Source organism: Streptococcus mitis (assembly GCF_946188615.1).
GTDB lineage: Bacteria > Bacillota > Bacilli > Lactobacillales > Streptococcaceae > Streptococcus > Streptococcus mitis_BZ.
On record NZ_CAMHVK010000005.1, the window covers coordinates 24,685 to 42,426 of the forward strand.

At 40.1% G+C, this 17,742-nt stretch carries 15 protein-coding genes and 1 pseudogene; 4 read left to right on the plus strand and 12 right to left on the minus strand.

Translation table 11 applies throughout. The features are described 5' to 3' along the window. Positions 1 to 8: 8 nt before the first annotated feature. A complete protein-coding gene (locus tag OCF95_RS05960) occupies positions 9 to 2,345 on the minus strand; it encodes a cation-translocating P-type ATPase (RefSeq protein WP_203180222.1) in 2,337 nt (778 codons plus the stop codon). A gap of 132 nt (positions 2,346 to 2,477) precedes the next feature. On the opposite strand from OCF95_RS05960, the gene OCF95_RS05965 reads away from it, so the two are divergent. Next, on the plus strand, positions 2,478 to 3,227 hold the full coding sequence (locus OCF95_RS05965) for a lysophospholipid acyltransferase family protein (protein ID WP_084925659.1): 750 nt from the start codon (positions 2,478 to 2,480) through the stop codon (positions 3,225 to 3,227). Between the two features lie 42 nt (positions 3,228 to 3,269). On the opposite strand, the gene OCF95_RS05970 is transcribed toward OCF95_RS05965, so the two are convergent. The 5 genes from OCF95_RS05970 to rpsO all read right to left on the minus strand — a co-directional run bounded on the left by OCF95_RS05970 (position 3,270) and on the right by rpsO (position 7,746). Beyond that, entirely contained in the window at positions 3,270 to 3,962 is a 693-nt protein-coding gene (locus OCF95_RS05970) for an alpha/beta hydrolase-fold protein (protein WP_261105064.1), read from the minus strand. After that, positions 3,943 to 4,953 (minus strand): ABC transporter substrate-binding protein, encoded by a 1,011-nt coding sequence (locus tag OCF95_RS05975; RefSeq protein ID WP_223340680.1) that lies wholly within the window; start codon positions 4,951 to 4,953, stop codon positions 3,943 to 3,945. Before OCF95_RS05975 ends, OCF95_RS05970 begins: the two co-directional genes overlap by 20 nt. A gap of 19 nt (positions 4,954 to 4,972) precedes the next feature. Further along, positions 4,973 to 5,728, minus strand: a complete 756-nt coding sequence (locus OCF95_RS05980) for an ABC transporter ATP-binding protein (protein ID WP_223340679.1) — start codon at positions 5,726 to 5,728, stop codon at positions 4,973 to 4,975. A 1-nt stretch (position 5,729) separates the two neighbouring features. Next, positions 5,730 to 6,776, minus strand: a complete 1,047-nt coding sequence (locus tag OCF95_RS05985) for a FecCD family ABC transporter permease (protein WP_223340678.1) — start codon at positions 6,774 to 6,776, stop codon at positions 5,730 to 5,732. 700 nt (positions 6,777 to 7,476) lie between these two features. Next, positions 7,477 to 7,746, minus strand: a complete 270-nt coding sequence (gene rpsO, locus OCF95_RS05990) for a 30S ribosomal protein S15 (protein ID WP_001018251.1) — start codon at positions 7,744 to 7,746, stop codon at positions 7,477 to 7,479. 205 nt (positions 7,747 to 7,951) lie between these two features. On the opposite strand from rpsO, the gene OCF95_RS05995 reads away from it, so the two are divergent. Together OCF95_RS05995 and thrS are read left to right on the plus strand one after the other, a co-directional pair. Continuing rightward, positions 7,952 to 8,326: a hypothetical protein gene (locus tag OCF95_RS05995; protein WP_223330250.1), complete on the plus strand. Its 375-nt coding sequence runs from the start codon at positions 7,952 to 7,954 to the stop codon at positions 8,324 to 8,326. Between the two features lie 322 nt (positions 8,327 to 8,648). Further along, positions 8,649 to 10,592: a threonine--tRNA ligase gene (gene thrS / locus OCF95_RS06000; protein ID WP_261105066.1), complete on the plus strand. Its 1,944-nt coding sequence runs from the start codon at positions 8,649 to 8,651 to the stop codon at positions 10,590 to 10,592. Positions 10,593 to 10,835: 243 nt separating this feature from the next. Here the strand turns inward: thrS and OCF95_RS06005 are convergent, their stop codons facing one another. The 6 genes and pseudogenes from OCF95_RS06005 to OCF95_RS06030 all read right to left on the minus strand — a co-directional run bounded on the left by OCF95_RS06005 (position 10,836) and on the right by OCF95_RS06030 (position 16,729). After that, positions 10,836 to 11,885: a DUF389 domain-containing protein gene (locus tag OCF95_RS06005; protein ID WP_261105067.1), complete on the minus strand. Its 1,050-nt coding sequence runs from the start codon at positions 11,883 to 11,885 to the stop codon at positions 10,836 to 10,838. Next, positions 11,882 to 12,205, minus strand: coding sequence for a potassium channel family protein (locus tag OCF95_RS06010; RefSeq protein ID WP_000825751.1), 324 nt, complete (start codon positions 12,203 to 12,205; stop codon positions 11,882 to 11,884). Before OCF95_RS06010 ends, OCF95_RS06005 begins: the two co-directional genes overlap by 4 nt. Before the next feature lie 81 nt (positions 12,206 to 12,286). Beyond that, positions 12,287 to 12,484, minus strand: a pseudogene (locus tag OCF95_RS06015) (DUF389 domain-containing protein); the annotation flags it as partial. A 290-nt stretch (positions 12,485 to 12,774) separates the two neighbouring features. Continuing rightward, complete coding sequence (locus tag OCF95_RS06020; RefSeq protein ID WP_004242726.1) at positions 12,775 to 14,286, minus strand: ATP-binding cassette domain-containing protein; 1,512 nt, start codon at positions 14,284 to 14,286, stop codon at positions 12,775 to 12,777. Between the two features lie 798 nt (positions 14,287 to 15,084). Next, positions 15,085 to 16,059, minus strand: a complete 975-nt coding sequence (locus OCF95_RS06025; protein WP_261105068.1) for a HAMP domain-containing histidine kinase — start codon at positions 16,057 to 16,059, stop codon at positions 15,085 to 15,087. Continuing rightward, entirely contained in the window at positions 16,052 to 16,729 is a 678-nt protein-coding gene (locus OCF95_RS06030; protein ID WP_000548991.1) for a response regulator transcription factor, read from the minus strand. Before OCF95_RS06030 ends, OCF95_RS06025 begins: the two co-directional genes overlap by 8 nt. 408 nt (positions 16,730 to 17,137) lie before the next feature. Between OCF95_RS06030 and OCF95_RS06035 the strand changes: the two genes are divergently transcribed. Then, positions 17,138 to 17,707, plus strand: coding sequence for a TetR/AcrR family transcriptional regulator (locus tag OCF95_RS06035; RefSeq protein WP_142761244.1), 570 nt, complete (start codon positions 17,138 to 17,140; stop codon positions 17,705 to 17,707). The last annotated feature ends 35 nt before the right edge of the window (positions 17,708 to 17,742 follow it).

Consider the following 17,742-nt stretch of genomic DNA (forward strand, 5'->3'; position numbering starts at 1 on the left):
GCCTTTCTTTATTTTCTGGCTTGATAGCGACTAGTCAGGATGAAAATCACGGTAAAGACCAACATCATGACACCATAAACAGGTAATGTTTGTCCTGTTAAGGTTGAAATTTCAAGCAGTTTTTGAATTCTTGGGAAGAGAGCTGTGGCTAGGAAGCCTCCTACTGACCAAACAATCAGGAGGACACGCCATAGGGTAAATGGCATGCAGGCTCTAAATACAGATAAGAAACCAATTGACCCCAAGAGATAATAGAGTAGAGTTGAAATTTCTAACTCAGACCAACCTTGGCTACTTCCAAATATTTTCACAAAAAGAACGCTGAACACAACCATGAGAGCACTTGGTAGAGCACGAAGCATGGATCTTCTGAGGAAGTTTGGCTCAACAGGTTTGATATTTCGCTCAAAAGTCAGAACGAATGGTGGGAACCCTTCCACGAACTGGTCAATCATGGTAATCTGGATCGGAATGAAGGGGAAAATCAAGATCCACTCAGACCGACCTAGTAAAGCACTGGCGATACAGATAACTGCGAGCAAGAATGAGTAGATGGTCTTTATCAAGAAAATCGGTGCAATGTGGGCAATATTATTAACCACACGACGACCTTCAAAAAGAATCTCAGGAACATCATTAAAGTCAGAGTTCAAGAGAACCAGATTGGCAATCTGACGAGTCGCTGGATCTCCCTCAGCCATCACGATAGAACAATCCGCCTCACGAAGGGCCAGGATATCATTAACTCCATCCCCTGTCATAGCTGTTGTATGCCCCGCTTTTTTCAGTGTTTGGATGATGAGTTTCTTTTGATGAGGGGAAACACGTCCGAAAATAGCTGTCTCCTCAGCCATAGTAATCAATTCCTCATCCGTAATTTTTGAGCAATCTACATAACTGTCATAGTCTGCAAAACCAGCCTTCTGGGCAATGCTGGATACCGTAACTGGATTGTCCCCAGAAATGATTTTGAGTCCCACTTCTTGAGAACGAAGATAGTCCAGCGTCTCAGCTGCTCCTTCTCGTATCGGGTCCAAGATTTCTAGCAAGGCTAGAGCCTGAATATCAGATGGTTTCTGTGGTTTGTGATGGTCTAATTTCTCCTGACTGAGAGCTAAGACCAAGACACGTGACCCTCTCTCCAAGGCCTCCCTGGCTTCTGGGGCTTCAGAGTCCAGCAACATCTCAGGCGCACCTAAGAAAACTGTCCCCAAACCTTCCAATTCCATAGCTCCCCACTTGCGATCGCTTGAGAAAGGAAGATTGGAAAGCATAGGATAAGAAACTTCTCCCACAAAACGCTTTCGAATAGCTTGGGCTGTTGGATTTTTATCTTCACTATGAGCCATGTAACTAGTCAGGATGCTGGCAATAGCCTCTTCATCATAATCTTCCATCAGCGGAAGAACAGCCTCCACCTGCATTTTTCCTTGGGTGATGGTGCCCGTCTTGTCCAGACAGAGCATATCCACGCGCGCCAGGGTCTCAACAGAGTACATCTCCTGCACCAAGACCTTTTTCAAGCCCAACTTAATCACTGCAGTCAAGAGCGAAGTAATGGTCAAAAGGGCAATTCCCTTAGGCAACATTCCCAGTAGGGCTGTCGACGAATTTACAACGGACGACTTAAGAGGCAAACCTTTTAAAAGCAAGGCTTCTAGCAAGAGAGCCAGACCAAAAGGAATGATAATCTTCCCAGTAAAACCTGCTAACCTATCCAGCGATTTCATGATACGGGAGTTAATAGGTTTAACGGTCTTGGCTTCCAGCATGAGTTTGGCAGCATAGTTGTCTGCACCTACATGGTGAACTTGAGCCAAAACCGACCCACTGGCTAGGAAACTTCCAGACAAAAGCAAGGCTTCAACTTCCTTTTGCACCAAATCACTTTCCCCCGTCAACATGGCTTCATTGACTTCCGCAAAGCCTTCCAAAACCAAGGCATCACTAGGAATCTGCTCTCCTGCAGACAAACGAATGACATCTCCTAACACCAATTCTTCAGGATTCAGAGCCACTTCTTGGCCATCACGGATGGTTTTGACCTTTTCCTTGGTCATGAGATTGAGCTTGTCCACCATGTGTTTAGCCCGCAGCTCGGTCACAATTCCAGAAAAAGCGTTAAAGCAGATAACAGCAAAGAAGACCAGATTGCTCCAAGCCTGCACAAAGGCTAGTGCCAAAGCAATGGCAAAGTTCAAAGCGTTAAAAAGGGTAAAGACATTTCGTTTGATGATTTGCCAAGTGCTGGTACTGGCCGAAGCAGTAAAATCATTGACCAAGCCCTTAGCCTGTCTTTCCTTGACTTCTCTTTGGGTTAATCCCATAATCTTATTTTTATCCATAAACTCTATCATATCATTTTTTCTAAAAGAATTCTAATCTCATCCCAAATATGCACCTAGTCAAGGGAAAAGTTTGCCAGCCCTCCTTTGATAAGGTATAATAATAACAAGAAAACAATCGAAGGAGATCGCATGTTTTATACTTATTTACGCGGATTGGTTGTATTGCTCCTATGGTCCATCAATGGCAATGCCCACTATCATAATACTGATAAAATTCCCAATCAAGATGAAAATTATATCCTAGTGGCGCCTCACCGCACCTGGTGGGATCCTGTTTATATGGCCTTTGCGACCAAGCCAAAACAGTTCATCTTTATGGCCAAAAAAGAACTCTTTACCAACCGTATCTTTGGTTGGTGGATTCGTATGTGTGGCGCCTTTCCTATCGACCGGGAAAATCCTAGCGCTTCTGCCATCAAATATCCTATCAATGTTCTCAAAAAAAGTGACCGCTCTCTCATCATGTTTCCAAGTGGTAGCCGCCACTCAAACGATGTCAAGGGTGGCGTAGCCCTGATTGCTAAAATGGCCAAGGTCCGTATCATGCCGGTTACCTACACAGGTCCTATGACTTTGAAGGGCTTGGTTAGCCGTGAACGTGTCGATATGAACTTTGGAAATCCAATTGATATCTCAGATATAAAGAAAATGAATGATGAGGGCATTGAAACAGTCGCCAATCGTATACAAGCAGAATTCCAACGTCTGGACGACGAAACGAAACAATGGCATAATAATAAAAAGCCGAACCCACTCTGGTGGTTTATCCGCATCCCTGCCCTCATCCTTGCCATTATCCTTGCTATCTTAACCATCATCTTTAGCTTTATCGCAAGCTTCGTCTGGAATCCAGATAAGAAGAGAGAGGCTCTTGGTTAAAAAATATAACAATCCCTTGGCAAAAGCCAAGGGATAACTCTTTTACTTGATTTTCCATTTTTGGGCCAACCAGCTGGAAAAGACTAGAAATCGCTCAGCTACTTGTTCATGGTGTCCATAAGGATCAAAGACAAACTGGCCATTCGGATAGCATTTCTGAAGACTGGTATGGATCTGTTCAGCATAGGATGGTGCTTGAGCCAAGCGATTGCTATGATTGGCTCCTTCTGTTTGCCCATTCTGTAAATACAGCAAACAGTCCAAATTTTTCACCTTTTCTTCCCTACAGTAAGTCACAAAATCAGGATACCAAAAGGAACCGCAGATCGAAAAGACACAGGAAACCTTGTCAAAGCTGAAAAGACTGTAGACTGCCGCTAAACCACCTAGTGAATAACCTCCATAAGCAAGGCGTGCTTCATCCAGGCGATAAAGCGACTGCAACTTGTCTAAAAGACCTCCAAATAAATGATCATGATAGACGTTGGCCTGACCTCCAAACTCTGGAGCTCCATCTCTCAGAGCAGCTGTCTTCCAAGGAGTGTAGTCATCTAGGCGATTTTTAGAGGTCAAGCCCACTAAAATCACAGATTCGGAAAAGGACGATAAGAAGCCCAAGTTTCCATCATTCAATAAAATAGCCGGATAGGTTTGATTGAGGTCGTAGTTAGAAGGAAGGCTGATTTTGACTTGAATTCCTTCCCAATCAAACTCATTATTTATTGATAAAGTCATTGATTTTCTCAAGGGAATCAATCACTGATGGACCATAGTCCATCAATTCATCGTAAGAGATGGTCATGATTTTTTGATTCTTAATAGCAGGAACGCTTTCCAAAACAGCATTTGCCTTCATCAACTCTACTGCTTTTTCATCCAATTTTTTATTGCGGTCGCTGGTTACATAGATAATCAATTGAGGATCCATTGACACGAGATTTTCCAAGGTCAAGCCTGATGTCCCCGTAGCAACGTTTGTATAACCAAGTTGGTTCAACAAGCTCTCTTGCAAAGCAGACTTGTAGGCACCGAAGGTTTCATCATTATAAGCAACCATAATCAAAGCCTTTTTCTTTTCACCTTGACTTGCTGGATTTGCTTTCTTAACAGCGTCAATTTTAGTTTGTAATTGGGCCGCGTATTCATTGGCCTTGTCCTGAACATTAAAAATCATTCCAAGATTTTTGACATCTTCTACGATATTCCCCAAATCTTGCTGAATTGTTGAGAGAGAAGCTTTTTGCGTATAAACTGGGATTTTGTTTTCATTCCAAGTGCTAACTGTCCCCAAGGATTTTTCAGAAAACATCATGTTTCGACCCATCACAGCGTCTGGCTCATAAGAAAGGACTGTCTCTTGTGAGACTGTTTTTTTATCCCCAATTTGAGGAATAGTCGCAATCGCGTCCTTGTATTTGTCCGTCACAGCATTGTCTGGATTGAGCATGCCAACAATTTTATCCTTCAACCCCAACTCCAATAAGATTTCAGTGGTTGAAAGATTGTTGGTGATAACTTTTTCAGGTGCCTTGTCAAAGACTTGTTCGACTTCATTCCCTTTCGCGTCATAGGTTTTGACCGTTAGTGGATAAGTCGTCTCTGCTTTAGCCTTTTGACTTGTTTCTGTGCTAGATTGTGTGGTAGCTTTTTCTGTAGTAGTATTGCCACAAGCTGCCAAAGTTAAGGTAGCTACTGTTACGAGTAAAATGCTTAGTGTTTTTTTCATATTGTTTTCCTTTTCATTCTTATAAATAGTGAATCATAGCTTGCTGATCCTCGGTCCAAGTCACCTGACTTTGAACTCCATATACAGTTTGCAATGACTCAGGGGTGATGGTCTCCTTTGGAGTCCCTTGGTAAAGGATTTCCCCCTCTTTCATCAGATAGAGATAATCCGAATAGCGACAAGCAAGTTGAATATCATGCAGGACAGCTAGAACATTGATATTGAGCTCCTTCACAATGGCTAACAAGTCTAGCTGATACTTGATATCCAAGTGATTGGTTGGTTCGTCAAGGAGCAAGAGAGTCGGTTCTTGCGCCAAGGCGCGGGCTAACAAGACTCGCTGTTTCTCTCCCCCTGATAGGGACGAATAGAGACGAGTTTTCTTCTCAAGCATATCCACCTTGACAAGAGCATATTGAACGAGGGCATAATCCCTTTCCTTTTCCTTCTGTAAAAAAGAGAGGTGGGGAGTTCTTCCCAGCAAGACGATTTCCTCAACTGTACAATCAAACTGCAATTGATTAAACTGGGTGACAACTGCCATTTGCTTGGCTGTTTCTTTGAGTGACCAATGCTCCAGAGGCTTTCCATCTAGGCTTATCAAGCCTTTTTCCGCCTTTTCCTGACGATAGAGGAGTTTAAGCAGGCTGGTTTTTCCACTTCCATTTGGTCCTAATATCGTGTGAAATTGATTCCCTTCAACCTTAAGAGAAACTCCTTTGAGGATTTTTTTCTCTCCCAGTCCAAAGTGGATATCCTGACAAATCAAGTCCATATCAGGTCCTCACCTCCCTTCGCCTACCTCCAACAATGTAGATAAAGAAGGGAGCACCTACCAAGGCTGTGAAAATACCAATTGGAAGCTCTGCGTTTGGAATGATGATACGGGAGAGTACGTCTGCCCAAATGACAAAGAGGGCACCCAGCAAGGTTGCAATAGGAAAAAGCCTCTTGTAATTCGTTCCTACTAACCCTCGAGCTAAATGTGGAGTAATCAGACCGACAAATCCAATAATCCCACAGGTTGCCACTAAGACTGCTGTTAGCACAGCCACCATGGTCACATAAAGATACCAATAAAAGCGTAAGGGAATTCCCAAAGTTAAAGCAGCCTCATCTCCCATCATCATCGCATTGAAAACACGATACTGAGTAGAGAAAAATAGAAAGGCCATTCCTACTACTATAGTTGGCAGGACTAAGTCAGACCAGGTAGTCCCAGCGAGCGAACCCATTGTCCAAAACTTAATGGTCATCACACTGTCCGCATTAGCGCCGACTGAGATAATAAAGTTTGAAAAAGCCAGAAAGAGAGCGTTAACCACCGTTCCTGATAAGATCAGACTGGAAGTCGTCATCCTTCCCTGCATAGAGGCAATGATGAGGACAGCAATTGTTGCCAAAATAGCTCCAAGAAAAGCTCCAAGGCTAATCATCACTTTTAAACCAAGAATGATGCTCAAGGTTGCTCCTAGAGTTGCACCCGCAGAGATGCCTAAGACATAGGGCTCAGCGATAGGATTGTTCACTGTGGACTGCATCACGCTACCACACATAGAAAGGCCTGCTCCTACTATCAGACCTAACAATACTCGAGGGAATCTCATGTTCCATACAATGGCAAGAGTGGACTTAGAAACCTCTCCTACCTCAAGAGGAAATCCCAACCTGCTCAAAATAATCCGATAGGTATCTCCTAGATCAATCGCAACAGATCCCATTGAAACTGCTAGAAAGAGAGAAATCCCTAAAATACCTAGCAAAATAACTAAAAGTAACACAAATTGCTGGTCTTGTCGGCTTCCAGAAAATTTGGAAAGCATGCAAACCTCCTTTGATAGAATCTTAAAAATTTAGAAAATTCTCATGAAAAGTATACCATATTTTCAACTGTGTAACAAGATGAGAACAAATGAATATAGTTGGTTTTATTGTGCTAGGAACCGTAACCGAAGATTAAACTTGAGTATGTCGAGGTAAGGTGACAACATAAAAAGCCCTCTGAAGTCAGAGAGCTGATTTGAGCTCGGGCTAAAATCCTAGTGAAAAAGATGGAACTCCTTGTGTTCATCGAACACGGTGTCGTTTCCCTATTTTCATACGGATTTCTTACGCCCTTAGCATCATGATTCTTGCTGGATAAACCGTTTATAGACTAGGCGAAGATTGTACAAAAAACTTTAGTGAAACAAAAATATCTCCCCGAAGGGAGAGAATCTGGTTTATTTTACCTTACAGTGCTAGGAACCGTAACCAAAGATAATACTTGAGTATACCAAGGTAAGTTGATAACATAAAAAAGCCCTCTGAAGTCAGAGAGCTCCAGTCTTGCTGGATAAAACGTTTATAGACTAGACGGCGAGAAGAAGAATGTACGAAACTTTCAGTGAAACAAAAAAATCTCCCCGAAGGGAGATCATTCTGGTTTATTTTACCTTACAGTGCTAGGAACCGTAACCGAAGATAATACTTGAGTATATCGAGGTAAGGTGACAACGCAATGTAAGTGGAAAATAAAGCAGATTAGCGACGAAGTCCTAGAGAGTTGATCAACTCACGGTAACGGTTAACGTCGTTTTTACGCAAGTATGCAAGCAAGTTACGACGGCGACCGATTTTTTTCATCAATCCACGGTAAGTAGCGTGGTCTTTTTTGTGTTGTTTGATGTGTTCGTTAAGGTGGTTGATTTCCCAAGTAAGGACAGCAACTTGAACCTCTACTGAACCTGTATCACCTTCGTGACGTGCATATTGTGCGATGATTTCATTTTTTTTCTCTTTTGAGATTGCCATGATGTTTCTCCTTTTTATTTGGCTTCATCCGAGTGACAGGTTGGCATGCCTGTAACCAAGAAGAAGTTATTTGTCTTTACGACAATCCCTATTCTACCAATAACTAACTTCTTTGTCAACAGATTTACTTTCTTGTTTTAAACATGCTATAATAATCATAGCAAGAAATCTAAGTTGTCTGTTTTTTTTAAACGAGGTGATTATCATGCGTAGATTCTATTTCCATCTCCCCTACTATCTGGTCATATTTTTCTTTTATTGGCCACTTTATGAGTTGGTCTTGCTAGTTGTTTCTGACCCCCTTACACTCAAGGGACTCTGTATAAACAATCTTCTCTTCTTTACACCTCTGGTAATCTTGATTATATCGCTACTCTATAGCTACCGTTTCCGTTTCTCACTTTGGTGGTTAATTGGTAACGGACTGCTCTTTTGCTTTACTATCATAACCTTCGGTGAATTTATCTGGTTTTACTTTTTAGCCTATGAAATCTTTGCTCTGGTGGGCATGGCTTCCGGTATTGGCATCAAGCATATTCTACAAAAAATGAAAAACAAAAAACTTTCACAAAATCCTTGAAAAATCTCACAATCATGCTATAATAATCCATAGAGACAAGTCACTTAGTCCCTTTCTACTAGAGAGTGCGTGGTTGCTGGAAACGCATAGAGAGCCTAAACTGATACTACTCTTGAGTTTTTTATGAAAACATAAAACGGCGGCCACGTTAGAGCCAATCAGAGGTGTCCCTCTTTTTTGAGGAACATAAATGAAGGTGGAACCACGTTGCGACGTCCTTTTGAGGATGTCGCTTTTTGTTTTTCTAGCTTTCAAAATCCTCTGTCCCTGTTTTCAGAATAGGGTTAACACATTCGTCAATAATATAAGTAAGGAGAACATCATGATTAACATTACTTTCCCAGATGGCGCTGTTCGTGAATTCGAATCTGGCGTTACAACTTTTGAAATTGCCCAATCTATCAGCAATTCCCTAGCAAAAAAAGCCTTGGCTGGTAAATTCAACGGCAAACTCATCGACACTACTCGTGCTATCACTGAAGATGGAAGCATCGAAATTGTGACACCTGATCACGAAGATGCCCTTCCAATCTTGCGTCACTCAGCAGCTCACTTGTTTGCCCAAGCAGCTCGTCGTCTTTTCCCAGACATTCACTTGGGAGTTGGCCCAGCCATCGAAGACGGTTTCTACTACGATACTGACAACACAGCTGGTCAAATCTCTAACGAAGACCTTCCTCGTATCGAAGAAGAAATGCAAAAAATTGTCAAAGAAAACTTCCCATCAATTCGTGAAGAAGTGACTAAAGACGAGGCACGTGAAATCTTTAAAAACGACCCTTACAAGTTGGAATTGATTGAAGAACACTCAGAAGACGAAGGCGGTTTGACTATCTATCGTCAGGGTGAATATGTAGACCTTTGCCGTGGCCCACACGTCCCTTCAACAGGCCGTATCCAAATCTTCCACCTTCTCCATGTAGCAGGTGCTTACTGGCGTGGAAATAGCGACAACGCTATGATGCAACGTATCTACGGTACAGCTTGGTTTGACAAAAAAGACTTGAAAAACTACCTTCAAATGCGTGAAGAAGCTAAGGAACGTGACCACCGTAAACTTGGTAAAGAGCTTGATCTCTTCATGATTTCTCAAGAGGTTGGTCAAGGACTTCCATTCTGGTTGCCAAATGGTGCGACTATCCGTCGTGAATTGGAACGCTACATCGTAGACAAAGAGTTGGCTTCTGGCTACCAACACGTATACACTCCACCACTTGCTTCTGTTGAACTTTACAAGACTTCTGGTCACTGGGATCATTACCAAGAAGACATGTTCCCAACTATGGACATGGGTGACGGGGAAGAATTTGTCCTTCGTCCAATGAACTGTCCGCACCACATCCAAGTCTTCAAACACCATGTTCATTCTTACCGTGAGTTGCCAATCCGTATTGCTGAAATCGGTATGATGCACCGTTATGAAAAATCTGGTGCCCTCACTGGTCTTCAACGTGTACGTGAAATGTCACTCAACGACGGTCACCTCTTTGTGACTCCAGAACAAATCCAAGAAGAATTCCAACGTGCTCTTCAGTTGATTATCGATGTTTATGAAGATTTCAACTTGACTGAATACCGCTTCCGCCTCTCTCTTCGTGACCCTCAAGATACTCATAAGTACTTTGATAATGATGAGATGTGGGAAAATGCTCAAACCATGCTTCGTGCAGCCCTTGATGCAATGGGCGTGGACTACTTTGAAGCCGAAGGTGAAGCAGCATTCTACGGACCAAAATTGGATATTCAAGTTAAGACCGCTCTTGGAAAAGAAGAAACTCTTTCTACTATCCAACTTGACTTCTTGCTTCCAGAACGCTTCGACCTTAAATACATCGGAGCTGATGGCGAAGAGCACCGTCCAGTTATGATCCACCGTGGAGTTATCTCAACTATGGAACGCTTCACAGCTATCTTGATTGAGAACTACAAGGGTGCCTTCCCAACATGGCTTGCACCACACCAAGTAACCCTCATCCCAGTATCTAACGAAAAACACGTGGACTACGCATGGGAAGTAGCTAAAAAACTCCGTGACCGTGGTGTTCGTGCAGACGTAGATGAACGTAATGAAAAAATGCAGTTCAAGATCCGTGCTTCACAAACAAGCAAGATTCCTTACCAATTAATCGTTGGGGACAAGGAAATGGAAGACGGAACAGTCAACGTTCGTCGCTACGGCCAAAAAGAAACACAAACTGTCTCAGTAGATGATTTTGTTCAAGCTATCCTAGCTGATATCGCCAACAAATCACGCGTTGAGAAATAAGAGATAAAATCCTAGCTAGCTAAAAAGCAACAACTGAAACAGCTGTTGCTTTTTATATTTTTACTCAATGAAAATCAAAAAGCAAACTAGGAAGCTAGCCGCAAGCTGTACTTGAGTACGGTAAGGCGACGCTGACGTGGTTTGAATTTGATTTTCGAAGAGTATTATTTAATCCGAGCTAGTAGTGATTGACCAAACCACCACACAAGATTTGCTTTCATGAGTTAGATAAGGTCAATATCCTCAATCCTTGTCTGCTTCATTTTCTTTTACGAGATCTTTTTGTGAATCTTTTTCAGAGAGTTTTTGATCAATATACTTGTCAATGTTTTCATAAAATTCCTTGGTCGCTTCACTATCTAATGTTGGCGAGTTCTGAACTTGATTCACTTTCAATTGAACAGATTGAATACCGTAAGAGGCTTGTTTTTGGTGGAGTGTTTCTAATTCTTCTTCTGAAATCGGATCTCCAACAACCGTCAAGACCAATTCATTGTTACTTGACTTGTAGACTTGATTAATAACCGTATAATTGGCGAACTCTTTTCCTACAAACTGTTTGATCCCTTCTTTGCGCGCTTGTTCTATTGTCAGAGTAACTGCCGAATAGCTAGCTGGAAGAATCAACAATACAATCAAAGATATCAAGCCAATTCTCATTTTAATGCTCAGCTCTTTAAATGAAGTTAAAGGAGATTTTCTCATCAAAATTCTTGTTCCAACAATGTTGGCTAGCATGATAAAGACACAGTTGATCAAGAAAAGATAGAGAGCCCCCAATAAAAATCGTACATTCCCATTAGCTAAACCATAGCCAGCAGTACAGATAGGCGGCATCAGAGCTGTAGCAATGGCTACTCCTGGCACGATATTGTTTGCTTCTTTTTTCCTTGAACCGATCACACCAGCAATCCCACCAGCAATAGCAATGAGGACATCCCAAATGGTTGGAGAGGTTCGTGCAATCAACTCGCTACTTGCATAAGACAAGGGAGAAATCCAGAAATACAGAGTCGAGACAAGCAAACTGACCAACACTTGAGTCAATAAAACCTCTAGAGATTGCTTGATTAAACGCGTATCAAAAATAGCTAAACCGAATCCCAGTCCAACAATCGGTGTCATGAGAGGTGAAATCAACATGGCTCCAATAATGACAGCTGTTGAGTTCATATTTAGTCCGATAGAGGCAATAAAAATCGCACACATCAAAATCACTGTATCTCTTAATCGAACATGAAGATCATCATATAATTTCTCACGGTATTCCCGTGTTGAATAATTGGCAGTCATTTGTCCTCTCCTCTTTCCTTATTTAAATTGGTATAATAATTAAAAATAACAGCTGATAAACAGCCAAAAAATATGAGCCCATAAATCGTCAAGAAGACACTGGTAATCCTTCCAATCAAGGTCACAGCTAGGAGATCCCCGTAGCCGACAGTCGTCGAAGTCACAAAAGCATACCAAAGACCGTCTCCGTAATTTGTGATAGCAGGTTCAACTAGGAAAAGCACGCCTCCTGACCCAAAAACAAAGGTCACAAAACTCAGAGCAAACCGAGTAAAACCCGTAACCTGCATAATATGCCATAACATTTTTAAACGTTTCATTTGTTCTCCTTATTCATACTAGCTCCTGACCGAGCCGTTTTTTTCCAATAATCAAAGTGAAGATAGGACATGATCTCCATCACCAAACCCCAGTCCAACAATCGGTGTCATAAGAGGGGAAATCAGCATGGCTCCAATAATGACAGCTGTTGAATTCATATTTAGGCCAATAGAGGCAATAAAAATCGCACACATCAAAATCACTGTATCTCTTAATCGAACATGAAGATCATCATATAATTTCTCACGGTATTCACGTGTTGAATAGTTTCCAGTCATTGGTTACTCCTTTTATTTCGTATAATTTTGTTTCTGCATGGATGATGGTAGAGAGACTTCTGTCCAATCTTACATATTTTTCTTCTCACCTGTTATTCTTTTGAAAATTATCCTTTAAATATCCGTCAGTCCATCCTTAACATTATATCAAAAATTTTACAGTCTTTCTTCGAAGAAATCTATCAATTGAATAGATAGATGAAGCAAGAAATTTTTGTTTCCTTATCCGAAGAAGGAAAAACGGTATCTCCTGAACCTTGATACTATGCGTTTTATTCTTTATAATTTAGCTATTTCAAAATTACAAGTTCTCCATTCTTAATTTCCCAAACTTGGTCAAACTTACTTAATAATTCGTTTTGGCGATGTAAAGTAACAATGACGGCACTTGGTAGTTCCAGAACTCTTTCCAATTCCATTTTAAACTGATTAGTATCCAAGGCAGAGAAAGGTTCGTCTAGGATAAGCAATGGATTTTTACGATTTTTCTCACGATTTAAATACATTCGTTGTTGCTGACCACCTGACAGGGATTGTGGTGGAATTTTTTCAAAATCTTCTTCTCTGAATTTTTCATTGAAACTATTGAATAGCGTTACATTATTTTCATAACTCGAAATAAATGTATGTTCTTGTTGCAGAATCATACCGAATCTTCCCCAAAGATGGTCCAAAACAAGCCCATCTAGCACAATTTGTCCTTCAAAATCTTCATCTGTTCCATTTAAAATGTTGAGAAGACTACTTTTTCCAGACCCATTCTTACCAATAAGCGCAATTTTATCCCCTTTTTGAATCGTAGCGGAAGTAATTATCAATTTTGATTCTCCCAGTTGTTTGGAAATGTTTTTCAAAGTAATCGTATCAAAAGAATGTTGAGGTGCTTGAACTGAAACGGGTCTCCCAACAATGTTTTGAAAACTCTTGATTACAGGCTTTACGGACTCTAACATTTGTAAATCATAAAGGATTTCCTGTATTGGTTCAGAAAAAGCATTAATATATCCGAAACTCGCCACCACCTCAGGAATACCGAGTTGCTGGTGAGATAGAGAGTAGGCTAAATAAATAAACAGAACAAGACTAATGAATTCAAAAGAAACACCTGTCAATAAGATGCCTGTAATTTTTGTCAAACCATACTTAAAATACTTATCCTGCAAATTCTTTAGAGAACTCTTTTGTTGATTCAAAAAATGCGACATAGTTAGTTTATTTACCAAATGATGTCCCATGAGCAAATCCTCCAAAGTTCGATAGTAATCTCCTTGTTTTTTCAAGTAAACCTGTCTACGATTAGCGGTCAACTTCCCAACGATTTTAGGAATTTGAATACTAATTCCAGTGGAAAAGATTAAAATCAGTGATACAATAGGATTAATTGTTCTGCTAATAATGAAAGCGTAAATGATGATACGTAAAATTTGTTTGATAAAACTCATCAATGGAGGAAGGTAATCCTTTTCCAACGAATCTAGGTCATTAGATTGATAGGAAATATACTCTGCTACTGTTTTCTGCTTGAAATCGTGGTGACTGAGTCCCAGAAGTGAACGAAACCACTCATTTTTCAAAGTAGTCGAAAAGATAATCCCCTGCTTCCAATCAAGTATCATTTGGATATAGTTACAACTCAAATAGCCTGCCACTGACATAGAGTAACCATATAGAGCTACTTGATAATCCCCTTTGATTAATGCCTGCGTGAAATACGGTAACAAAGCTGTGCAGATATTCGATACTACACCAAAAAGAAAATTAAAGAAGAGATACCATCTAATAGTTTTAAGATATGGTAGCATATACGATACTCCTTGCTAATGCGTTTTTTTACATATCTCAGAACAATCTCTACTATTCCTTATTTCAGATAGTGCGATACTCAGACATTGAGTGCAATAATTGTAAATCACACAAGTTCTGCAGTTTTTACTATCATTCAAAATATAATTTGCTATTTTGTAAAATATAGGTCTATCCCATGTTTCTTTGATAGATGTAAAATGAATATTTCCAACACTTCTATTGAAAGTAAGCTTTTTCAGTTTTTCTAACGATTTAGGCTATTTCGTGACACACCCACAATCCGTGAAAATTCTGGTTATATCAGATTATGTGATTTTCGTAAGAATTTTATATTGTCTCCAATCATGGTAGTCTCCTTTTACTTGATAAAACTATTATAACATTTAGAAATTAAAAACTGGTTCAAAATCAATAGGATGTGTGTATTCGATACATTCAATAAATTCTTGGAAACAGTTCTACACCAGTTACACAAATCTATATACACCTATCTCATTCAAAATAAAAAGAAAGCTGCAGTTCTTTTAATCCTGTATCAACGATTCATTCTGAAATCGAATAGGAGACATTTCCCAAGTCTACAATTCACTTCATCTCAAATTAATTTTTGTAATTCACCCTTAGTTTATAGATTTTATACTCAACAAAAGTATAAAGCATACAAAACTTCACTTTGAACCAGTATTTATACTATATTCCGTATTAAAAATTCTATTATTGGTTTTGTAAAAAACAGTCTTCAAATATCCTGAAATATAGCAAAAAGAGATTGGGTAAAAACTCATTGTCTCTTCTCACTCAAGGACTAAGTTTACTTGAGCAAACTGAATCCGCACTATCGTTCCTTTTCCAACCTCAGACTCGATACGAATCTGGTGCCCCAGTTCTTCAGAAATTTTCTTAGATAGATAGAGGCCAAGTCCAGATGACTGCTGAGTTAGGCGTCCATTATATCCTGAGAAGCCACGTTCAAAGACTCGGAGGACATCACTGTTTTTTATCCCGATTCCCGTATCCTTGATACAGAGTTCCTGGCCTTCCATATAAATCTCCAGACCACCTTCCTTGGTGTACTTGAGACTATTTGAGATAATTTGTTCAATGACCACTAGTAGCCACTTCTTATCCGTCACGATTTCTTTATCAAGGTCATGTAGATTGACATTTAGTCCTTTTTGAATAAAGAAAAGAGCGTATTTACGAATTATTTCCTTAACCAAGTCCTCTATTTGAACCTGCTTTAAGACTAAATCATCATGGAAACTTTCTAAACGCAGGTACTGTAAAACTAGATTGGTATAGGAGTCAATCTTGAAAATTTCCTGTTCTAATTGCTGCTTCAGTTGGCGGTCGGCTACTTCTGCAACTAAGAGTTGACTGGCTGCAATGGGGGTCTTAATCTGATGCACCCACAAGGTATAGTAATCCAGCAAATCCGTCAGTTTTCTTTCTGAATCTGACCTCTGCTGATAGAGTTCCATCTCACGCGCTTCTAGTTTCTCAGACAAGGCTATTTCCAATGGAGATTTGGCTTCCCTTTCCCCATAGAGAAGTTCCTGGCGATAGACCTGCATTTCCACCAATATGTCCCAAGCGAAAAATAAAATGGTTACAAAGCAACACAAGAGGAAAAAGTAGAGAAAGTAAATTCCTAAACTGGCAAATAAAAACTGAAAGAGTAAGACCAGAAACGTCAAAGAAATCAGATAGACAAACAGACGACTACGGGAACGCAGATAGGCTAGAAAAAATTGTTTCCAATCAAGCATGCTTCAGTCCGTACCCTATCCCTTTCTTGGTCTCGATAAATCCTACCAAGCCCTGCTCTTCCAATTTTTTACGCAAACGAGCCACATTAACTGAGAGGGTATTATCATCAATGAAAAAGTCACTGTTCCAAAGTTCCCGCATCAGGTCATCACGTGCTACGATATTGCCCGCATGCTCAAACAAAACTCGTAAAATCTGGAATTCATTCTTGGTCAAATTTAAGACTTGGCCTTGATAATGTAAATCCATGGATTTGGTATTGAGGATCACACCGGCATATTCCAGTAAACTCTCGTCACGCCCAAACTCATAGGAACGGCGTAACAAGCCCTGAACCTTGGCTAAAAGAACCTGCTGGTCAAAAGGCTTGGTCACAAAGTCATCCGCCCCCATATTGATCGCCATGACGATATCCATAGCCTGGTCTCTGGAAGACAGAAACATGATGGGTACCTTGGAAATCTTGCGAATTTCCTGACACCAGTGATAACCATTAAACAAGGGCAAACCAATATCCATGAGGACCAGATGAGGTTCCGACTGAACAAATAGACTCAAAACTTCCATAAAGTCTTCTACCAAGACCACTTCAAATCCCCATTCAGAGAGCATTTTCCCGACTTGTTGACGAATGACCTGATCATCTTCTACTAATAAAATCTTGTGCATCTGATTCTCCTTTGCTAATTTTAGGAGTCTTAAATCCTTTAGTATAAATAGAGGGCTTAGTATCTAATACTTTTTTGATATTTCCTTGTCACAACAGCTCAAAAACAGATAGTGAATAACCCCATTGATATCATACCTTATTTTCAGACATAGTGCCAGCACTACCCATTTATTTTTAATTTTTTCAACCCTCATTTCAGTTCTTTTATCCATCCCCTTAACCAAAATTTATATCTATTCTTCCAAACCTTGAGTGTAGTTAAAACGACACTCTATACTCTTCTAACATTGAAAAGCTCCTTATCAAGTGGTATCCGTAAAAAGTTCTAGCTTTCAGATTGACAATCTGAAAAAGATTTGTTAAGATATGAATGAACAATATTTAATATTCATTCAGAAAAGAGGTGAATCAAATTGGACAAAAAACAGGCTTTGAAATCCGCAGCTTATGAAGTTTTTTCAAAAAAAGGATACAAGGCGACAGGAATTTCAGAAATTGCTAGACAAGCTCATATGGCAGTCGGATCTTTTTATAACTATTACGAAAGTAAAGAGGCTATTTTTTTAGATATCTATATTGATGAAAACAACCGTGTTCGCCAAACTATGATCGAAGAACTGGATTGGGAAATTGATATGATTGATCTTATTAGTCAACTCTTTGCTCAATCCAGAGCACTCGTTTCTTCCAATAAAATCCTTGCAGAATGGTACAATCCTGCCATAGCAGATGAGTTGCATAGCTACTATTCCTCAGAAGAAGGGAAAGTCACGAATCCATTTCATCAATTTCTCGTGAAAACCTTTACTCATCGTTTGCAGGCTGTAGGCCATTCTCCAGAAAAAATTCAAGATATTTTACAAGTTTACAACCTATTTTACTACATGGATATGCATATCACAGAAAATGATTTTCCAGATATTAGCAAAACTGTAGAAATACTAGCAACCAACTTCATTAAAGGAATACTGAAATAAAGAAATCTTTTCTTTATTTTTTGGAAATTATTGAA

Excerpts from the sequence above, each read along its gene's own strand:
- OCF95_RS06025 (WP_261105068.1), bottom strand. The coding sequence starts at position 16,059 with ATGCTTGATTGGAAACAATTTTTTCTAGCCTATCTGCGTTCCCGTAGT.
- OCF95_RS05970 (WP_261105064.1), bottom strand. The coding sequence starts at position 3,962 with ATGACTTTATCAATAAATAATGAGTTTGATTGGGAAGGAATTCAAGTC.
- OCF95_RS06010 (WP_000825751.1), bottom strand. The coding sequence starts at position 12,205 with ATGAAACGTTTAAAAATGTTATGGCATATTATGCAGGTTACGGGTTTT.
- OCF95_RS06030 (WP_000548991.1), bottom strand. The coding sequence starts at position 16,729 with ATGCACAAGATTTTATTAGTAGAAGATGATCAGGTCATTCGTCAACAA.
- OCF95_RS05985 (WP_223340678.1), bottom strand. The coding sequence starts at position 6,776 with ATGCTTTCCAAATTTTCTGGAAGCCGACAAGACCAGCAATTTGTGTTA.
- OCF95_RS06020 (WP_004242726.1), bottom strand. The coding sequence starts at position 14,286 with ATGCTACCATATCTTAAAACTATTAGATGGTATCTCTTCTTTAATTTT.
- OCF95_RS05975 (WP_223340680.1), bottom strand. The coding sequence starts at position 4,953 with ATGAAAAAAACACTAAGCATTTTACTCGTAACAGTAGCTACCTTAACT.
- OCF95_RS05960 (WP_203180222.1), bottom strand. The coding sequence starts at position 2,345 with ATGGATAAAAATAAGATTATGGGATTAACCCAAAGAGAAGTCAAGGAA.
- OCF95_RS05965 (WP_084925659.1), top strand. The coding sequence starts at position 2,478 with ATGTTTTATACTTATTTACGCGGATTGGTTGTATTGCTCCTATGGTCC.
- thrS (WP_261105066.1), top strand. The coding sequence starts at position 8,649 with ATGATTAACATTACTTTCCCAGATGGCGCTGTTCGTGAATTCGAATCT.
- OCF95_RS06005 (WP_261105067.1), bottom strand. The coding sequence starts at position 11,885 with ATGACTGCCAATTATTCAACACGGGAATACCGTGAGAAATTATATGAT.
- OCF95_RS05980 (WP_223340679.1), bottom strand. The coding sequence starts at position 5,728 with ATGGACTTGATTTGTCAGGATATCCACTTTGGACTGGGAGAGAAAAAA.
- rpsO (WP_001018251.1), bottom strand. The coding sequence starts at position 7,746 with ATGGCAATCTCAAAAGAGAAAAAAAATGAAATCATCGCACAATATGCA.
- OCF95_RS05995 (WP_223330250.1), top strand. The coding sequence starts at position 7,952 with ATGCGTAGATTCTATTTCCATCTCCCCTACTATCTGGTCATATTTTTC.